This is a genomic window from Flavobacterium sp. GNP001, from assembly GCF_054343775.1.
The window spans coordinates 1,647,244-1,667,145 of sequence record NZ_JBTGUX010000001.1; the positions used below are offsets into that span (position 1 = coordinate 1,647,244).

The following is a 19,902-nucleotide window of genomic DNA, read 5'->3' on the forward strand; positions in this document are numbered from 1 at the left end:
ATTATGCATAACCACCAAGAACAACTTACTCAGGACCTTTTTGATCGGAAGTTAATCGACAAATCACAATTCGATGCAGTGCAAGACTATCGAAAATTGAAGATTTTTTCATTGCACAACGAACTTAAATTGTTGCTTTATGGATCCGTATTGGCAATAAGTAGCGGTATCGGAATACTAATTTATCAAAACATTGATACCATTGGCCACACGATACTTTTAGCATTAATTTTAATGGCAACTATTGGTTGTTTTTACTTTTGTAATAAAAATGCAAAAGGTTTTCACAAGCAGGAAGTTTCCTTTGACAATCCTATTTTGGACTATCTCCTTTTAGCGGCTCAGTTGTTAACTTGTGTGTTTTTTGGCTATTTGCAATACCAATATAAAGTTTTTGGCACTTATAACAACTTGGCCACATTGGTGCCAACCGCAATTGGTTTTTATTCCGCTTACTATTTTGACAACAAGAGTATTTTATCACTTTCCATCTCCGGACTTGCTGCTGCAGTTGGACTTACAGTAAGTCCACAGGCTTTACTAAATAACGAAACCATCGCTACCGATTTTCTTTGTTACACGGCAATTATACTTGGATTTGCACTTTTATTTTGGTCGCAATACAGTAAACGCATCGATTTAAAAACCCATTTTACTTTTTTATACCTCACTTTCGCCTTACACCTTATTGCATTGGCTTGTCTTTCGCAGCTTGTCGAAACATATTGGCCTATTTTTGCCATTGTACTTGGTTCTACTTGTTATTTGTTTTACAAATTTAGTTATCAAGAAAAAGCAGTTTCGCTCTTTGTTTTTACTTGTCTTTATGGCTATATCGGCTGCAACATTCTACTAGGTAGACTACTTTCACTAATTGATCTTGGTGCGATTGAAAGCCTCTTTTTTATGGTAATTCCAGGCTATTTTATAGGTTCCATTGTTTTATTCATAAAAGTAATTAAAGACTTCAATAAAAAAATTGCACATGATAGTACACGATAAAACACTACTACAAAATAAATACCTGAGCGAAGAAGCCAAAGCATTACAAGATGCCGGCTTCATTTCTGAAGAGCATTACAGCAACATTAAAAAAGAGTTAGTCGATTTTAAAAGTAACCAAAATTGGTTTTTACGAGTTGCATTTTTACTACTAGGGAGTTTTTTATATTCTTCGATTTGTGGATTTATTGCGCTATCAATTCTTCAAGTTACAGGTGAGCATTTTGAAGTTCTATTTTTTGTATTTGCCTTAATTGGCCTTGCTGGAACTGAATTTTTTGCCCGACAAAACTATTTCGGTCATGGCTTAGATGATGCTTTTATTATCGGATTTCAAATATGCTTGGCAGCTACCATCGGAATTTATACCTCGGGAGACAAATTTTTGATAGCCATTGCAGTAACAACATCAGCCGCATTCTGTTATTTGCGTTATTTACACCGTAGTATGTTGCTTTTAGCTTGTGTTGCCGCAACGGTAAGTATTTTTTACGGAATCCTTAACCTTGGGACTGAAACAGCAGCAATACTACCATTTGTAAGCATGGCGTTTGCATTGGTCCTTTTTTTACTTTGGAACAAAAAGTTACAGCATACTTCAACGTTTTATAAATTTGATGTAGATTTAATTCGTTATTACAGCTATCTGTTGTTTTATCTTTCGGGGAATTATTTGGTAGTTCGTGAACTCTCGGTGGTTTTACTACAGCAAGCTATCAACCCTGGTCAAGATATACCTTTTGCTTGGTTTTTCTATATTTTTACTTTTATTATACCTGTTGGTTATATCTATCAAGCATTACAACAAAAAAATAAAATTATACTTTGGCTTGGTTTTGCAGCATTGGCATTTTCAATTTATAGTATACGGTTTTACTACGCTGTACTGCCATTGGAATTAGCACTAACTTTTGGCGGGTTATTTTTATTTGGAGTTACCTTGGTGTTGACCAAAAAATTACAAAATCAAACAACTGGAATTACCTTTAAACCTGACCGTTTTAGTAATTCTACTCCATTTCAAGCGGCCGAAATTATAGTCTCCACACAAGTAGGTGGTGCACAAACCAATCAACAAACAACCGATTCACCGATGAAATTTGGTGGCGGTGGCTACAGCGGCGGTGGAGCGTCGGGAGAATTTTAAGTACAATAAACTATATTTTAATAGTTGTATCTACTAGTAGTAAAACAAAAAACCGCAATTTACAAACTAGGCGAAAATCCTAATTTTGTAAGTTGCGGTTTTTTTGATGTGTTGCTTAACCTAGAATTTTACATTTCCTGTCTTGAGATAAATCGCTGCATTTTTAACGGAGTTATCTATCGCTTTATTGAGTGCTGGCTCAAATGCAAAAAACACTACACTCCCACTTCCTTTTGATACGAAATCTAGGACTTTTTTCTTAGACTTGATATCGTAAATTTGAAAATGAGAATTTACAATACAACTCTCACTTTGTCCCCCGCCCATCATTCCCATACCACCACCGGCCATTGGCATCATCATACCTGGGTTCCCTTGGATGCTATTTGTTATTTCATACCTTACAATTCGTATCAAATAATCAGTTCCTGCATTTGTAAACAAGGAATCTACTTTTTTTTGTTGCTCCAGATTAAATATAAACGAATCATTAGAAACCAAATCTCTTGATTTTTCGATTTTAATAGTACCAAAAACACTCTCATTTTTTAATGTAGTAACAAGTAGACTATCAAACTCCTTAATGAAATCTTCTTTTTCCTTATACTTTTTACCAAAAGTTTTAGTAAACTCTTTCAATGCAACCTCATCACTACTAACTAGTAATGCTGTTTTATTTGTTCCGAAGGTGAATTCGGATTTATTGTATTCCTTAACTTCACTAATTCGCACCGCTGTGCATGAGGATAATATTTGAAAACTTATTAATCCTGCTACTAGCCATTTGTTTAATTTCATCAACACTATTTTTTTCAATTATTTATTTCAAAAGAGGGTATTTACAATTTTGCTTTCAATGCTCCAGCATCAATATCGCTATGCGAAACATCATAAACTGCTTTCCCTTCTTTGATCAAAATTAATTGTGGTGATTGATGAACAACTCCAAAACGAGCTGCAATTTCATTTGATACCTCGCGGAATGCAATTAAATCTAAATAAAAAGGTTGTACACGATCTGCAAAATCAAACTCGTTTTCAAATTGCTTCAAAGCCATGCGACTAATACTACAGCGTGTACTGTGTTTAAAAATAACAACCGCTTGATCTTGTGACAAAGCCACTAATTCATCCAGCTGTGAAATTGTCTCTAAATTGTTCCACTGCATTTTTGATTGGGCTTGTTCTTGATTCTCAGAACTACCAAAAATATTCTTCAAAAAACTCATAATTGTCTGTTTTTAAGACATTTTGACATTTTAAAAAAGCAAAAAACAGCTTTAATATGTCAATTTGTCGTATATTTACTAATGGAATATAAATTGAATATTCTCACGCAAAGTTACTTAATTCAACCTAAATATACCGAAAGATGAACTTAAATAAATTTACCATCAAATCGCAAGAAGCCATACAACGCGCACAGCAGTTGGCGCAAGAATTGGGACAACAACAAATTGAAAACGAACATCTATTAAAAGCTATTTTTGAAGTAGACGAAAATGTAGCGCCCTTTATATTAAAAAAGCTAAACGTAAACCTTCCGTTGTTTCAACAAATTCTTAACAGCAGTTTACAAAATTTCCCGAAGGTTTCTGGAGGCGAAATCATGCTTTCTCGCATCGCAAACAGCACCTTGAACGAAGCTGAAATCATCAGTAAAAAAATGAATGATGAATACGTTTCTATTGAGCATTTGCTCTTAGCCATATTCGAATCGAAAGCTAAGGTTGCTCAAATTTTGAAAGATCAAGGCGTTACTTCAAAAGGATTAAAAGCTGCTATTGAAGAACTCAGAAAAGGTGAAAGAGTAACTTCAGCATCAGCAGAAGAGACGTATAATTCCTTAAACAAATACGCAAAAAATCTAAATGAACTGGCGCGCTCTGGCAAATTAGACCCCGTTATTGGTCGCGATGAAGAGATCAGAAGGGTATTGCAAATATTAACCCGACGAACCAAAAACAATCCAATGCTAGTTGGTGAACCGGGAGTAGGAAAAACAGCTATTGCCGAAGGTTTGGCACACCGAATTGTGGATGGCGATGTACCTGAAAATTTAAAAGATAAATTGGTTTTCTCTCTTGACATGGGCGCTTTAATTGCGGGTGCCAAATACAAAGGTGAGTTTGAAGAACGTTTAAAATCGGTTGTGAAAGAAGTGACCGCTGCTAATGGCGATATTGTTCTTTTTATAGATGAAATTCACACCCTCGTAGGTGCAGGCGGTGGCGAGGGCGCTATGGACGCGGCCAATATTTTGAAACCGGCCTTGGCACGTGGTGAATTACGTGCAATTGGTGCTACAACGCTTGATGAATATCAAAAATATTTTGAAAAAGACAAAGCACTCGAGAGACGTTTTCAAAAAATCATGATCGAGGAACCGGATACCGAAAGCGCCATTTCAATTTTACGAGGCATCAAAGAAAAATACGAAACGCATCATAAAGTACAAATTAAGGATGAGGCTATCATTGCTGCTGTCGAATTATCACAACGTTACATTACCAACCGTTTTCTTCCGGACAAAGCCATCGATTTGATGGACGAGGCAGCTTCAAAATTGCGTATGGAAATCAATTCGAAACCAGAAGAATTGGATGTTTTGGATCGTAAAATTATGCAACTCGAAATTGAAATCGAAGCTATAAAACGTGAAAAAGACGAAAACAAGCTCAAAATTTTAGGCCTTGATTTGGCTAATTTAAAGGAAGAACGCAACGAGATTTTTGCCAAATGGAAATCAGAAAAAGATGTAGTTGATGGCATTCAAATCATCAAAACACAAATTGAAGACCTGAAATATGAGGCCGAAAGAGCGGAACGAGATGGAGATTATGGTAAGGTAGCCGAAATTCGATACGGAAAAATCAAAGAAGCGCAAGAACAACTTGCTGCTTTGACAAAACAATTACAAGAGAATCAATCGGGTACCTCTTTGATAAAAGAAGAAGTAACCAAAGAAGATATTGCCGAAGTTGTTGCTAAATGGACAGGAATTCCGGTCATGAAAATGCTACAAGGCGAACGCGAAAAACTTTTAAAACTAGAAGATGAATTGCACCTGCGCGTTGTAGGCCAAGAAGAAGCGATTCAAGCCGTGAGCGATGCCGTTAGACGTAGTCGTGCAGGATTACAAGATATGAAAAAACCAGTAGGAACTTTTCTGTTTTTGGGAACAACGGGAGTTGGAAAAACCGAATTGGCCAAAGCCTTAGCGGAATACCTTTTTGATGATGAAAGCGCCATGACCCGAATAGATATGAGTGAATATCAAGAACGCCACAGTGTGAGCCGATTGGTAGGTGCACCTCCGGGATATGTGGGTTATGACGAAGGTGGACAATTGACTGAGGCCGTGCGCAGAAAACCTTATTCTGTTATACTGCTCGATGAAATTGAAAAAGCACATCCTGATACATTCAATATCTTGTTACAAGTTTTAGACGAAGGACGTTTAACGGATAACAAAGGACGTTTGGCCGATTTCAAAAACACGATTATCATTATGACTTCTAACATGGGAAGCCAAATCATTCAAGATAAATTTGATAATTTAAGCGGAAGCGTTGAAGCCGCAACCGAAGCTGCCAAAGTAGAAGTTTTAGGTTTATTAAAACAGACGGTTCGACCAGAATTCATCAATCGTATTGACGAAATTGTGATGTTCACTCCACTATCTCACTCTAATATCGCTCAAATTGTAGGTTTACAATTAAAGAGTGTGGTAAAAATGTTAGCGGCGCAAGGAATCACGATAGATGCAACGCCCGAAGCGATTGATTACTTATCAAAAAAAGGATACGATCCGCAATTTGGCGCTAGACCGGTAAAAAGAGTCATCCAAAGAGAAGTGCTCAACGAACTTTCAAAAGAGATACTTTCTGGAAAAATTACCACAGATAGCATTGTGTTAATCGATGCCTTTGATGGAAAATTAGTTTTCAGGAATCAAACAGAATTGGTAAATTAATAACTCGAAATCAGTTCAGGTAAGGCAACATTTTCAAAACATCTTCAAAAGAAATTTATCTTTTGAAGGTGTTTTTTTTATTTCTTCAGACGAAATTTAAGCCCTCAACAATCCAATATTCCAACTTTATTCTTTTTTAAAATGAAAATAAAAAATTACAAAAAACAACTAATCCACGCAGCAACAATCCTATTTTGAGTGATTTAACCTTTACTTTTTGGTAGCTAAAATTTGATTAAAAAAAAATTATGCTTTTCTTTGATTTCTAAACTAACTACCAATATGAAAAAACTCATTTTTACTTTTATTCTTTTGGCTTACACAGCTAGTTACTGCCAAAAACCAGATCTTGCTTTGCTTAACGGCAATATCATTACAATGAAAAATGACAAAGTACTATTAAATCAAACCGTTTTAATCACAGGAAATAAAATATCTAAAATAATTCCCAGTACGAAATGGAAAAACACTGAAAACGTAAAAACTATCGATTGTACTGGTAAATACATCATGCCCACACTAGTGGATATGCACATGCATTCCAATCCGTACATGGATACGTATGCATTACCGTTTTTTATGAAATATGGAGTAACCACTATAAGAGTAATGGCCGGAAACGATGCCATACGCGTAAAAAGAGATAGTATTCGAACCAATAAACTAAAAGGACTACCCGATATTTATGTTGCCTCAGAGTTAATTGATGGTGATCCACCGTCTTTTGGTGCTGACCATCAAGGCCCAATCGTGACAAAAAAAGAACAAATCATTCCAGTAATACAAGAGCAACTTAAAAAAGGATATGATTTTATAAAACTTTATAGTAGACTCAAACAAGACGTTTTTCAGGAAGCGGTTGCGTATTGCAAGGCTAATACAATTAAAGTTACCTACCACATTCCGACCGACCTAGAAAAATCAAAATTCTTTCAGAATGCTACTGGCGAAATTCAGCATATGAGCGGTTATGCACGTTTTGCTCACGCCCAAGATAGCTTACCTAAAAAAATAATGCTGAAAAATTATGACGTCCCGTTTGACGAAGTTTCATCAAAATCGATAAATAACGAAAAACTTAAAACTGCAGTGAGCCAAACAGTAAAAAATAAAATTTGGAACTGCCCTACTCTAGTCCTATTTTACAATAAAACAGATACTATTTTTTGTAAAAACATTTTAAAAACTAAAATTCATCCCGGTTTAGATGGCCTATTAGGTTGGTGGCAAAGCACCGGTTTTGGCAACACTCCTGAACTTACTAATTACACTAAATTTCAGCATCAAACCGTGGCTTTACTGCACAAAGAAAAAGCACAATTGCTAGCCGGAACCGATTTTCCAAATCCTTGGTTGGTTCCTGGCCTGTCCTTACATCAAGAAATCGAACGATTTACTGTGGCTGGTTTAAGTAACTTCGAAGCATTGAAAACTGCTACTGTAAATCCCGCCATTTGGTTTGGACCTACTTACGAAAAAGGATATGTGGCAGAAGATAAAATTGCCGACCTCCTAATTTTAAATCAAAACCCTTTAACAGATGTAAAAAACACAACAGCAATTTACCAAGTTATACACAACGGAGATCCTTATCTGAACCAAGAACAAAAGTAAAGTCGGACTTCAAAAATCACTACTTCGATTATTTGGTAACCAACTGATAATATTAGGAGCACATAAATCCTATCACTTCAAGACTATTAGTCCTGCTCTACGCTAAATCACTTTGCTATGCGCCGTGGATACCGCTTCGATCAGGGCTATAATCGACAACTATTTTTCAGCAGTCGCTAACCTTAGCGCAATCCTTCCGAACCAAAGCATCAAATATTGAATAAAACTGCTACAAAGCCTTTCTACTATACTTTTTTTTAAAGCAAAAAAGTTTTAGCTTCGCACCACAAAACAATACAATGGGTTACTGCTATAAAGCAATAAGTTAGTGCAAGCCCTACTAAAAACTAGAATTATGGCATCAGGATTTTTCGCATTATTAGATGATATCGCAGCAATGATGGATGACGTGGCTGTCATGAGCAAAGTAGCTGCAAAAAAAACAGCAGGGATTTTGGGCGATGACTTAGCAGTGAATGCTGAAAAAGCTTCCGGCTTCGTTTCCAATAGAGAATTACCTGTGCTGTGGGCCATCTCAAAAGGCTCTCTCTTGAACAAAGTAATCATTCTACCCATCGCATTTGTACTCAGTGCTTTTTTACCAACTGCTGTTACTGTAATTTTGGTACTAGGTGGTTTGTACTTGGCGTACGAAGGAGCCGAAAAAATCTACGAATATTTTTTTCCACACGAACACGCAAAAGTAGAAATTACAACCACAGAATGGACCGAAGAGCAAGTACTAACATTTGAAAAAGAAAAAATTAAATCGGCTATTGTAACCGACTTTATACTTTCAGTCGAAATAGTAATTATTGCACTTGGTACCGTACTTGGAGAACCTATCGGAAAGCAAATTACCGTGGTATCAATCATTGCATTATTGGCAACTGTTGGTGTTTATGGTATCGTGGCAGTCATTGTTCGTATGGACGAAGCAGGCTTAAAACTCATTCAATTGAACTCCAATGAAAAAAGTTTCACTTATAAATTCGGAACAGTTTTAGTCAAAGCTTTACCACTAATCATCAAAGCTTTATCTGTAATTGGTACCATCGCTTTACTTTTGGTAGCCGGAGGTATATTTGCACACTACATTCCATTTTTACACCATATTAAAACACCACTTCCTGCATTTGTAATGGAATTCGCTTACGGTTTAGGATTTGGACTAGCCGTTTTGATCGTAGTAATGTTAGCAAAGAAAATTTTTGGTAAGAAAGCACATTAAGTTTTTGCTTTAAATACAGAATACAAAATCAGTCTTCGGACTGATTTTTTTTTGAAAGCAATTTTTTTCGAAATAAAAATCCAAAAAATTATTTTCGAATACAACAAAAGATTATTCAAAAAGACCCTCTTTTGACCATTGTAATTATAGAAATTTCTAGTAGTTTTGAAGTATCAAATAAAAGTACAGCAGCTGCTAAATAAGCAAAATAGAAAAGAGAATCAGCGTTAAAAATAAAGTAATATGGATATTGTAAAATTTAAAATCACACCCAAAACCATTAAAGTTGAAGTTCGAAACTCAAACAACTATGTTTTTGATTTTAACAACTCCGTAGCCATTGCAAAAGAAGATCGAGATGTACTTTTAAAACTTTATAATGCTTTAGATCTACTATTTAAAAAAGATACTCCCACAGAAATAAAAAATTACATTTCACCTAATCAAACCAATATTCTCGATCAAATTGAAGAAGTTGGTGAACTAGATTCAGAGTAAAACAATAAACCAATACTCAACTTTTAGCGCAAGCCAATCAAATAAAAATTCTAGTTAAAAGGCTTAAATCTAAATATTTAGTCACCTAAAGATTCCCTTTTGAACAGGAATGATAAATAATAAAATGCTTTAGTACCAAGAATGCACTGAAAAGAATACAAACCTAAAAACATGCTCGAAGATTTCTATTTTATTGGTTTGATATTGATTCCAGCAATTTTTTTCATTAGCCGAAAAGCATTGCGCGAAAGACAACCATTTTTAATAATTTTATGTGTTTGCATAGTTTGCGGAATTTTGGCAATCTTAAACTTTGAATCAGCCGAAAGTGGAAAACCGAACTTTGCACTTATTTGGTTTTGTCCATTATATTCTCTTTTCCTCTACAGAATATTATTAATCGCATTTTGGGCAAGAAAAAAAGAGATCCGAAAACTCCACCGCGTGAACTATTTTATAGTGGAAATGTAGAACTTTTTGCTGACAGACTTTTTGGTTTAATTTTTATAGTATTGAGTATACTATTGCCAATGTATTTGATCACGAAAAATTATTTGTAAAAACTACCGCTAGCAGGCGTTTGACAAGATCGGACTGTAAGCTGAATTTAAAGATTGTTTTGTATTTGAAATTTTGTCTTTAATCGAAAAAGCTAACACCTTCAAACCATCACCTCATCAAGTTCGAGAAGTATAACTAACGTCCAGTATAATTGGGACAACCAAAACACTTTTTATCCAGATTAAATTGATAGGTTAAGGATAACTCATAAATCCCGCCTGTTTTACCAATTTTTGACGTGTTTAAATCATAAGCCAATCCCAATCTTAAATGATCGTATTGCAAGCCTGTAAATAAATTGACAGAAGTTAGCAATTGACTGTTCAAACCATTTTTAGCAGGATTGGTCACTGCAGTGGCACCAAAAAACATTTTTTCAAACAATAATGAGGCTCCTAAATCAACACGATTGTAGCGACCTTGTTGCATGTAATTAGACGTCAAAAACAACTTTGTTTCGTATGGAAAGAATTTAACATCAATGTAATTGGCTAATAAAAATTCATATCCTGCACTCAATGAAAAAAATGTGTTCAAAGGTAAATTTCCATCTTGAGTAAGCGCAATATTTGGCTTGTTTAAATGTTTCATTGAAAGACCAATCCACATATCATCCGTATTAAAAACCATTCCTGCACTCACATCAAAAAAGCTAATTTTCTCGTTTCTAAGTAAAGGATCAATCGAACTAGCATTGATAATTCCTGTTCTAATATTAATTTGATCTTCTAGAAGTAAGTTTTGAAATGCAAATGATTTAAAGCCAAAACCTGCCTCTATAGCTGGTCGAAATTGCCAATTATCACTAATTTTAACACGATAAGCATAGTTTGCATTCAGTTGCGTGAATGTGTAATTACTGGCGTTTTCCCTTTGATTCAAAATGCTAATTCCAAAACCAGAATTCATTTCTTCATTCCAAGTATTTAAAAAAGCATAATCTGTATCAATTTTTAAAGCCAAATCAGGCCATTGCTCACGGTGAATTATACCTGTGTAAGTTGTTTCCATAAAACCTGTAAAACCCGGATTTAGTGTTTCAGGAACCAAAAAATATTGTGTAAAAATAGGATCTTGTGCAGTACTTGTCGCAAAAAAGCAAGCAGTAATAACAGTGGTAATAAAAAATTTAAAATTCATTCTAAAATGCTTTTCTTTATTTAATTAATGTGAATGCGCCTTCTTCGACAACTGTTTTATTGTAAAAAGTAGTTGCTGAAAGTTTGAAATAATAATTTCCGTTTTCTGCATCTAAATCTTTTACTTTCCCGTTCCAACCGCTAAGTGTTTGGCCCTTTTCAGTATAAACGATACTTCCCCAGCTATCATAAACATCTAATGTCATCTCAATAAAACCTAAAAACACAGGCGCAAACGAATCATTTACTCCATCACCATTTGGTGTAAAGGCATTAGGTATGACTACACTGTAGCCTTTTTGAACAAGCAAAGTTTTAGTATTTACATATTGACATCCAAAAGGATAATTTACAGTTTGTTTAATTGTATAGGTTCCAGACTTGGTATAAATATGTTGTGGACTCGCTTGATCAGAGAAATTTCCATCTCCAAAATCCCAAGAAATACTAGTGAAATCGCCAGTAGCTAAATTGGAAAATTGAATAGGATCATGAATAGAATAAAGTTGGTAAACATCGTTGCCATACGAACTTGTTTCAAAATTTGGAGTTCCTAAAACTGGCGTAGCAACATTAAAATTAATGGCTGCGCTACAACCAAAACTATCCGTTACACTAAAAATGATCAAACCATTATTATTGGTATTCATAATCTCGTTGTTGCTTCCAGAAACAACACCATCAGACCAACTCAAAGTATAGGGTGGAATTCCTCCTTTTACTTTGCCCACAAATGTTTGTTTTACAAATTTAGTTTCACAATTATAATCCGTAAGCACCTCAACAGTAGGAGTTAATTGTTCAAAACGTGTTATTTTCCAGGATTGTGTCTCCGTGCAGCCATTTGCATCGGTAACAATTACGGTATAGTTGTCAGGAGGTAAATTTTGTAAATCTTCAGTAGTTGCACCATTTGACCATAAGTATTTAAACGGCTGTGCACCACCTGTTACTACCAAATTGACAGCTCCAGTATTAGCATTTGAGCAGCTCAATGTATTAGTCACATCAGCTTTCAATTCTAATAGTAAAGGCTCATTAATTATAAAAGTTCTTTTAATTTGACACATTTTAGCATCTGTAATCGTAACAGTATAGCGGCCCGGCCCTATATTATTTCGCTCAATTCCAGCAGTTGAATCGTCATCCCACACTAATTTTACAGGAGCCAATCCACCAACCAAATTCAAACGAATGTAAGCGTCCTTAGCCCCGAAGCACGAGATGTTTTTAACATCAGGATTGATTGTAAATACGGGTGCATTGTCAATAATTACTGGGAAAATCTTCGAACAATTTAAGGCATCCGTCACGGTAATTAAATACGTTCCAGCTGATAAATTATTCTGAACCAAACCTGTTCCTAAATTGCTCCATTGTACTTGGTACGGCGCTCCTGTTGCAAAAGGAATTCCGCCTTTAATATTGGTAATTGTAATAGATGCATTCGCGTCATTGTAACATGCTATTTCGGTCTTGGTAAAGTCAAGTGCTATTTCATCGTTTTGGGTAAGAATCACTTGTAAATTTGCAGTACAATTTGAATTATCTGTAACCACTAAATTATAAGTACCAGCAGGAACATTTCTTAGGTTTTTAATGCTGCTGCTAAAACCATTTGGACCTGACCAATTGTAACGGTAATTAAAATTTTCAGGAGTGGTTTCAACTGCACGCCCACCACTAGGTGTAACATTTATTTCTCCTGTGCTAAAACCATAGCATAAAATATCTACTTTACTTTCTAATTTCACCTCTAGCAATGGCGGATTTGTTACAACATAAGTACCTGTTAAAATATCGCAATTATTAGCTTCTTTGATCGTAACCTTATAAGTACCCTCTTGCAGATTTCTAAGATCTTCAGTTGTTGAAAATGAAACCCCATCTTTGGTCCATTCATATGTATAAGGCAAATTACCTCCTATCACATTCAAATCAATAGTTCCGTCATTTTTATTAAAGCAACTGATATCAATTTTTGATGCTCCAAACTGAAACTTTCCTGGCTCTTCTACCAAATATGATTTGACAAACGGACAATTACCATTATCAATAACTCTTAATGTATACAATCCAGGTTTTAGATTAATGATAGAGCTGGTATTGGCAGAAAATCCGTCAGGACCTGACCAAGAAAACTGATATGGACTGCCCGTTGCAAATGGAATTCCTCCAGAAACTACAATACTCAAAGAAGCATCATTTGCACCAAAACAACTTGATTTTTTATTCGTTTCTACTACTTTGATCAAAGGGTTTACTTCAACGGTAATTGTAAAGGCTGGCCCAGGGCAACTTCCTGCCGTTGGGTTGATGGTGTAGGTAACTGTGGCAGGAGTGTTCGTGTTATTTACTAATGTTTGACCAATAGCACTAACGGGAGAAAACTGTCCGACAGCACCACCTACTGCTCCTGCAGGCGAAACAACCGGATTCGTCCAAGTATAAGTCGTATTTGCTGGAACATTATCAATACCATTAGAAGTAGGACGTACAAAAAATGAAGAACCACTACAAATTGATTCTGATTTTGGGCTAATAATTGGCGAAAGAACCGTATTTACTGAAAAATTTCGTGTTGCAGTAGTAGTACCACAACTATTGGTTACACTAAAAGTGGCTTGGTAATTTCCGCTAACTGAATAGGTTATAGAACCTGGATTCAAAAGAGTTGATGTTGACGGTGTTCCGCCCGGGAAACTCCATAAGTAAGTCAACTCTGATTGCGGTGCGCAACCATCTAACACGTTCCCAACAGGCTGAATAGTAGCCGAATTACAAAAATCGGATATTGGATTTAAAGTAATTTTTGGTGGTGTTTTAACTTCTATAATCTGTACATTAACACGTTCTACACCACATGAATTTATTGTGGTAAGGCGTAAATAATAAGTTCCTGGAGTTACAAAATTAATCACTGGATCCTTTGAATTACGTCCAGTACCATTAGCAAAAAACCATTGTTCTGGCTTTTTACCACAAAAACCTTCAAAATAATTTATTACCTCCCAAATGTACGTTTCTGTTCCACAACTTTGTCGCACATCTGTTGTATTGGTGATTTGAGTATTTGAATTCGCACATGGTTTTGAATAGGTAAAACTAGGTTGCAATACTGGTTCTACACAAATTGTTCTGGTAACTGTTCTTCCAATTCCACAAGGCGTTTGGGCAAACATAGTTATTGTATAAGATCCTGGATTGTTATAAATATGTGATGGATTAACTGCTCTTGAAACAGGACTACCATCTCCAAAATCCCAAGTATAAACATTAAAAGTACTACAATCATTAGTGTAACCTGCAATAGTGTTATTATTGAAAAACACTGATCTACCTACACAATTAACGCGATTCACGTTAAAATCAACCATAGGAACATCTAAAATAATAATAGGACCAGCTGTTAAATAAGTGCTCCCGCATGAGGTAGAAATAATTAAAGCAACAGTGTTTCCGTTTGGGCAATTGAATCTAGTAAAGGTATGTGGAATTGGAAAATTTTGAGAAGCTGCTGGATTAGCCTTGTTGTAATAAATCGAGCTCTCTAATTGTGCTTGAGTGTAATTTACAATAGTTCCATCTCCATAATTTACCTGATATTTTGTATCTGAAGGATTGAGAGCCCAAGACCCAATTGCAAAATTCATTGGTGCCACAGGTAGACAAAAATTGGTCGTATTTCCCGGAGCAATTAAGGCTCCGATTGGGTTATTTGAATTTTTTACAATATATGAAACACGGTTATTACAACCACTGGCACCTACTGCAGTAATTACCATATTAAACGACCCCAACTTTTCATAAGTATGTTGCTTAGGAAAAACAACATTGGTTTCTGTTCTACCATCTCCCCAATCAACATTATAAGAAGTAACACATGAAGTTGATGCCGATTCATTTCCAACATCAATGGTGTAACTTAAACTGGAATTATTATCTCCGCAACGTTCAAAAACCGAGTTGGAACCTGCCATTCTGTTTACAAATTTCAGATCGGGTTTTTGTTGTACCAAAACAGGTTTACTAACTATGCTTTCCTCCCCATTCCTGTCTTTGACTGTTAATTTGACAATAAAGGTTTGGATACCGCAACCTAAAGCCGTAAAAGTATGAGTCGGATTGCTGTCTGAAGATGTTTTTCCATCACCAAAGTCCCAAAGATAAGTAAAAGGAGTATTACCGCTCACAGTTGGGTTGAATGTAATTGGGGTTTCAGAGCAACTACTATTGTTATTAAAATTAAAATCTACATTGGGAGCAAATTCCTTAATCTCATTATTGGGGTAGATCGTATTGGCAAGTAAGGAATTAATTCCAAAAAAGAGTGCCAATAGCACATACCATCGGAACAGCAGCGTATTTTTTTGCATGAAAACAAAATATATAATTTTCTCACAAAAATATAGTAATTAATCAACTACACAATTATATCATGAGTTATTTTAAAAAAAATATTACACAAAAAATGTTTTTAATACTAGTTATGTGAACATCAGATTTAAACTTAAATAATCAAATTACAAGCACTGTTTATGAACTATAACTGAAATTAAAAGAATTGAATATAAAAAAAAGGCTATTTCTCAACAGAGAAACAGCCTTCTTAAAATTTGCAAAGTGTTTATAATACTACTTACTAGTATAAATAATTTAAAGCAGTAACATCGTTAGTGTTAAATACACCAGTGTCACTTGAACTGAAACAAGCTCTCATGTATGAAGTAGCATCATAACCTGTTGGAGTTCCTGGAATATGAACAGCACCTACACCTGAAGTACCCTCATTAGTGTTTTCTCCACAACTTTGACGGCTAAACCAATCTGTGTGACGCATACCAATACAATGTCCGATTTCGTGAGCAGCTACATGCGAGTTTACACCAACTGAATACGTGTCCATACCAGAGTACAAAGTTACTGTATTAAATGGGTTTCCTCCTGATGGGAATCCGGCTACTCCGCCTGCTCCACCAACTTCTCTGCGCACTACAATATTAGCACCAGTAGTATTAGAACTGAATGTTAAAGAGAACTTAAGCCTCAAGTTAAGATTATTATAGCGATTAATTGCCGCTTGTAATCCTGAACGCATGTTAGTACTTAGAGCTGATGAACCAGTACCTGATAAACCAACAACTTTAATCGTTCTTGTTCCTGAAACAAGATTAGTTGTACGATATTGCTCCGAAGTAATACCTCCATGCAAGTCCATGCTGTTAATTTGTTTTTCTGTCATGATAATATCGCCTTCAATTAAAAAAGCATCTTCTGAAACGCCATTTGCATTAGTATGTTTGATTACTTTCACATCTTTATTATTGAATGAAAGCGCACTAAGTTTAGCTAAAATTTCTGGTGTTACTTTTGTAGCTTCCGCTTTTACAGCAGTAGTTTCGTCATCTTTTGTACATGCCACAAAGGCTAAAACAGCACAAGACAACATTAAAATTCTTTTAATTTTTTTCATCGTTTGGTTAATTTTAAGAAAAGTTAAATAATTATTTTTTTGAAACACTTTGCAAATTCCAAAAGCCGAAAATAGACAATAAATTTTGTACGAAAATCATAATTTACATAATTTAACAATTTTAACAAATTAAGTTACAAATATAACAATTTAATAAAAGAAATGATAAATAAGCAGCATTTTAGAATTAAGACTCATTTATCAATACAGTAATTTTATTGTTAAAAAAAAACAATATGTACTAAATATGAATAATAAAATATCATACTATAAATTTTATTTAATAAAATGAAAAATACAAATAGAAATTATTTTTTTATATTTGAAAAAAAGTCAACAATAAATTTCGTTAAGAAAAAAAGTACAAACAACAGTTATTTTATATTTTTTAACATAATTTTTGTAAGGTGTTAAAATATAAAAACCCCTAACACAATAGCTCCAAAATAATGCAAAATCACAAATTCTTACAAATAAATCATCAGAAAAAAGGACTACAACGCATTAAGATCCTTTAAAAAAATACGGTCAAAATACTTTAATACATGAATTGCAAAATCATCTTAGCATTACTTTTCATTCCTCTGATTACATTTTCTCAAAAATTAGATCAGTGGAAACATTTGATTGTTACAACAGACCAAAAGCAAGCTTCAAGCTTCTTTTTAACCACTGTTCTTAATGCAGTGAATACTAAACAACAAATAATAAAACAATTAGACGCACAATTTTGTATCATATCCGTTTCAGAAAAATCATCAGCAAAATTTAGGGGACAAATTTATCCAGTTAACAATGATTGGAAACTACCGCAACAAACTTTAAAAAAAAATAAAAAGATAAATTTCAATCTCTCAACTTCTAACATTGATTTACTACAAGCCACATTAAACAAGTTGCAAATAGTAAATAAAATTGTTGGTAATATTATTGTTTTACGTACTGATTTAAAAACCATACAAAGCCATATTTTACCATTGCCCTTCGTATTATCAATCACAACAGAATCCTTTACTCCTGCGCTTGAATCTAAAATAAGAGATCAAAATTTAACGGTAAATCAAATAAACGGATTGTCCGAAATATTTCCGCTCATCGAAGGCGCCAACCAAATAATTTCCATTAAAGATGATTTGTTTGATCGAACAGATATTGACCTCCTCGGAAAATATATTTCGTCTAGCACAGAGTCAGCACAAGTAGGCTCCCATGCTACTGCTATGGCAACTATTTCAGCAGGATTAGGCAATAGCTCAGTATTTGGTAAAGGCGTTGCACCTAAGGCTAAAATACAATCCTCTAATTTTAATTCACTTTTTCCTGATCCAATTAATTCCCTACAAGGTGTAACTGTTCAAAATCATTCGTATGGAACCACTATTGAAAATTTTTATGGTCTACTAGCAAACTCTTACGACAAAAATTTATTTGAAAACACCAGCTTAAACCATGTCTTTTCGGCAGGAAACAGAGGAACTGAGGGCTATAAAACCATTACAGGTAATTTTAAAAACTCTAAAAATAGTATTGTAGTTGGCTGTGTTGATACTAATGAACAAATAATGCCTTTTTCGTCAAAAGGACCTGCTAATGACGGTCGAATAAAACCCGAAATAGTAGCTTACAGCACAGAAGGCACCTCCAATAGCGCAGCCATTACTACTGGAGTTATCGCCTTAATGAACGAACTGCATATTGCAAAAAACAAACAGCCGCTACGTAATGATACTGCAAAAGCCATTTTAATAAACAGTGCTAAAGATGTAGGTAATAAAGGCCCTGATTATACCTACGGTTTCGGGAATATAAATGCTACCAAATGCTTGAATACTATAAATGAAAATAGGATTATTTTGGGAAAAATTGGATCCATGCAAACTAACACCCACCAAATAGAATTGCCTGCCTCCGCAAAAAATCTAAAAATATCATTAGTTTGGACTGATCCCGAAGCACCTGCCAATAGCACCTTTTGTTTGGTAAATGACCTCGATTTATCTTTAAATTCAGCTACAGAAAATGAATTACCTTGGTCACTTAATGCCGCAAATCCAGCAGCCCCTGCTACTAAAGCGCCCGACCATCTCAATACAATCGAACAAATTGAATTAGCAAATCCTCAGGAGCAAACTTATACTTTAATAGTGAAAAGTCAGCTTTTACAAAATGATTTTCAAAATTACAGTATTGTTTATGATTATGAATCAGCCGATACCTTTGAATGGTTGTATCCAAAACGCAATGATAATTTCCCATTTGATGGAATAAATCCTTCTCCGTTTAAATGGAAAACTAATCAAACAAATACTAATGGAGTACTATCTATAAGCTTTGACGACGGATTATCATGGACACCGATTCAAAATAATATCGATATACAAAATCAACGCTATTTGTACTTACCAGCTCAACCCCTTTTTGCGCAAGCTAAACTAAAAATGAAGATTAACGAACGAGAATATCTGAGTGATTCCTTTATTTTATCGTACGACTTAAACGTTACCACAACTTTGGCTTGCAGTGGAATTACAGAGATTACTTGGTCTACTCCACCAGCCGTAAACGCTTTCAATATTTATACCTTGCGCGACAATAGCTTACAACTTAAAGAGCAAATAACAACCAACACCTACACCTTTACCGATGCCACAAATTATACGGTAGCACCAGTTTTTAAAGGAATTGAGGGCATCAAAAGTGAATCGACGGCAGTCACAACACCAAATACAGATTGTTATTTTGAGTCGACTCTAGCTGAAATTGAATCAGAAAATCAAATTAAAATAAGCGCTAGCCTTTTTAGTCTTTTTCAAATAAAAAAAATAGAAATACTCAAAACAAAAAATAATCAAGAAACTGCAATAAATACCATCTTGGATATCAATTCGAAAACAATTACCGTAACAGATGACAATCCCGAAATTGGTATTAATCGCTACTTTATCAGATTAACTTTAACTGATGGAACAGTATTCGACTCTTCCGTATTCGAGACTAATTATTACTTCGAACAGTTATTTTTTGTTACTCCAACCTTGGTCCAAAAAGACAACAAACTTTTAATTGAAGCTAAATCCGAAGGTGCTAGCGAATTACAACTTTTTAATAGCAGCGGGCAGTTAATACAAACCAATCCTATTAGTTCAAAATCCTCAGAAATCACGCTCATTAATTTCACATCTGGCGTATATATTTATAAGCTTATTACCGCTAAAGGCGAGACACAAACCGGAAAATTAATTAAATTATAGTGTTAACATG

The 19,902-nt window shown here is 34.8% G+C and carries 12 protein-coding genes; 7 read left to right on the plus strand and 5 right to left on the minus strand.

Annotated elements, in window-relative coordinates:
* Nucleotides 1-3: 3 nt before the first annotated feature.
* Nucleotides 4-1,002: a DUF2157 domain-containing protein gene (locus ACXX8U_RS07015; RefSeq protein ID WP_458565230.1), complete on the plus strand. Its 999-nt coding sequence runs from the start codon at nucleotides 4-6 to the stop codon at nucleotides 1,000-1,002.
* On the plus strand, nucleotides 986-2,149 hold the full coding sequence (locus ACXX8U_RS07020; protein ID WP_458565231.1) for a hypothetical protein: 1,164 nt from the start codon (nucleotides 986-988) through the stop codon (nucleotides 2,147-2,149). Before ACXX8U_RS07015 ends, ACXX8U_RS07020 begins: the two co-directional genes overlap by 17 nt.
* Nucleotides 2,150-2,269: 120 nt before the next feature.
* On the opposite strand, the gene ACXX8U_RS07025 is transcribed toward ACXX8U_RS07020, so the two are convergent.
* Both ACXX8U_RS07025 and ytxJ read right to left on the minus strand, forming a co-directional pair.
* The gene (locus tag ACXX8U_RS07025) at nucleotides 2,270-2,947 is read right to left on the minus strand and encodes a hypothetical protein (RefSeq protein ID WP_458565232.1); all 678 of its coding nucleotides are present in this window, start codon (nucleotides 2,945-2,947) and stop codon (nucleotides 2,270-2,272) included.
* 41 nt (nucleotides 2,948-2,988) lie between these two features.
* Entirely contained in the window at nucleotides 2,989-3,378 is a 390-nt protein-coding gene (ytxJ, locus tag ACXX8U_RS07030; protein ID WP_458565233.1) for a bacillithiol system redox-active protein YtxJ, read from the minus strand.
* A gap of 143 nt (nucleotides 3,379-3,521) precedes the next feature.
* On the opposite strand from ytxJ, the gene clpB reads away from it, so the two are divergent.
* From clpB to ACXX8U_RS07050, 4 genes are all read left to right on the plus strand, one after another.
* On the plus strand, nucleotides 3,522-6,125 hold the full coding sequence (gene clpB / locus ACXX8U_RS07035; RefSeq protein ID WP_458565234.1) for an ATP-dependent chaperone ClpB: 2,604 nt from the start codon (nucleotides 3,522-3,524) through the stop codon (nucleotides 6,123-6,125).
* Between the two features lie 282 nt (nucleotides 6,126-6,407).
* Nucleotides 6,408-7,739: an amidohydrolase family protein gene (locus tag ACXX8U_RS07040; protein ID WP_458565235.1), complete on the plus strand. Its 1,332-nt coding sequence runs from the start codon at nucleotides 6,408-6,410 to the stop codon at nucleotides 7,737-7,739.
* A 355-nt stretch (nucleotides 7,740-8,094) separates the two neighbouring features.
* Entirely contained in the window at nucleotides 8,095-8,970 is an 876-nt protein-coding gene (locus tag ACXX8U_RS07045; protein WP_458565236.1) for a DUF808 domain-containing protein, read from the plus strand.
* Between the two features lie 243 nt (nucleotides 8,971-9,213).
* Entirely contained in the window at nucleotides 9,214-9,468 is a 255-nt protein-coding gene (locus ACXX8U_RS07050) for a PH domain-containing protein (protein WP_210789801.1), read from the plus strand.
* A gap of 696 nt (nucleotides 9,469-10,164) precedes the next feature.
* On the opposite strand, the gene ACXX8U_RS07055 is transcribed toward ACXX8U_RS07050, so the two are convergent.
* The 3 genes from ACXX8U_RS07055 to ACXX8U_RS07065 all read right to left on the minus strand — a co-directional run bounded on the left by ACXX8U_RS07055 (nucleotide 10,165) and on the right by ACXX8U_RS07065 (nucleotide 16,641).
* A complete protein-coding gene (locus tag ACXX8U_RS07055; protein ID WP_458565237.1) occupies nucleotides 10,165-11,169 on the minus strand; it encodes a PorP/SprF family type IX secretion system membrane protein in 1,005 nt (334 codons plus the stop codon).
* A gap of 16 nt (nucleotides 11,170-11,185) precedes the next feature.
* Nucleotides 11,186-15,544, minus strand: coding sequence for a PKD domain-containing protein (locus ACXX8U_RS07060; RefSeq protein ID WP_458565238.1), 4,359 nt, complete (start codon nucleotides 15,542-15,544; stop codon nucleotides 11,186-11,188).
* A gap of 266 nt (nucleotides 15,545-15,810) precedes the next feature.
* On the minus strand, nucleotides 15,811-16,641 hold the full coding sequence (locus tag ACXX8U_RS07065; protein WP_458565239.1) for a M57 family metalloprotease: 831 nt from the start codon (nucleotides 16,639-16,641) through the stop codon (nucleotides 15,811-15,813).
* Nucleotides 16,642-17,186: 545 nt separating this feature from the next.
* Between ACXX8U_RS07065 and ACXX8U_RS07070 the strand changes: the two genes are divergently transcribed.
* On the plus strand, nucleotides 17,187-19,892 hold the full coding sequence (locus ACXX8U_RS07070; protein WP_458565240.1) for a S8 family serine peptidase: 2,706 nt from the start codon (nucleotides 17,187-17,189) through the stop codon (nucleotides 19,890-19,892).
* Nucleotides 19,893-19,902 lie beyond the last annotated feature (10 nt).

Coding starts and splice junctions, on each gene's coding strand:
- clpB (WP_458565234.1), top strand. CDS start 3,522: ATGAACTTAAATAAATTTACCATCAAATCGCAAGAAGCCATACAACGC.
- ytxJ (WP_458565233.1), bottom strand. CDS start 3,378: ATGAGTTTTTTGAAGAATATTTTTGGTAGTTCTGAGAATCAAGAACAA.
- ACXX8U_RS07015 (WP_458565230.1), top strand. CDS start 4: ATGCATAACCACCAAGAACAACTTACTCAGGACCTTTTTGATCGGAAG.
- ACXX8U_RS07040 (WP_458565235.1), top strand. CDS start 6,408: ATGAAAAAACTCATTTTTACTTTTATTCTTTTGGCTTACACAGCTAGT.
- ACXX8U_RS07055 (WP_458565237.1), bottom strand. CDS start 11,169: ATGAATTTTAAATTTTTTATTACCACTGTTATTACTGCTTGCTTTTTT.
- ACXX8U_RS07025 (WP_458565232.1), bottom strand. CDS start 2,947: ATGAAATTAAACAAATGGCTAGTAGCAGGATTAATAAGTTTTCAAATA.
- ACXX8U_RS07020 (WP_458565231.1), top strand. CDS start 986: ATGATAGTACACGATAAAACACTACTACAAAATAAATACCTGAGCGAA.
- ACXX8U_RS07060 (WP_458565238.1), bottom strand. CDS start 15,544: ATGCAAAAAAATACGCTGCTGTTCCGATGGTATGTGCTATTGGCACTC.
- ACXX8U_RS07065 (WP_458565239.1), bottom strand. CDS start 16,641: ATGAAAAAAATTAAAAGAATTTTAATGTTGTCTTGTGCTGTTTTAGCC.
- ACXX8U_RS07050 (WP_210789801.1), top strand. CDS start 9,214: ATGGATATTGTAAAATTTAAAATCACACCCAAAACCATTAAAGTTGAA.
- ACXX8U_RS07070 (WP_458565240.1), top strand. CDS start 17,187: ATGAATTGCAAAATCATCTTAGCATTACTTTTCATTCCTCTGATTACA.
- ACXX8U_RS07045 (WP_458565236.1), top strand. CDS start 8,095: ATGGCATCAGGATTTTTCGCATTATTAGATGATATCGCAGCAATGATG.